The organism is Luteimonas sp. Soil_C_16, from assembly GCF_057657295.1.
In genome coordinates this window covers 1-212 of sequence record NZ_JBDGIS010000022.1, presented here as the reverse complement: position 1 = coordinate 212, position 212 = coordinate 1, and the positions used below count along the sequence as shown (strand labels likewise).

The following is a 212-nucleotide window of genomic DNA, read 5'->3' as shown; positions in this document are numbered from 1 at the left end:
AAGGGACCTTTTGGTTCCTTTTGGGTCCATCCAAAAGGGACTCGCACGCGCAGCGGGCGAAAGCCTTGCACTTGCTCGGGCTTCTTCGCGCGTCGCTTTGCGACTTTGATATTTCAAGCAAAGAATCAATCGTAGGAGCGAAGATCAAAGACAGGGCTTCCGCGCTGTCGCGCGGCTTACTTTTGTCTTGGCAAAAGTAAGCAAAACCGTCT

The 212-nt window shown here is 52.4% G+C and carries 1 protein-coding gene; it reads left to right on the top strand.

The genetic code is table 11. The features are described from left to right. Positions 1–200 (top strand): hypothetical protein (locus AC3A5T_RS16940; RefSeq protein WP_487629534.1); only part of this gene is annotated, 200 nt, incomplete at its 5' end. Positions 201–212 lie beyond the last annotated feature (12 nt).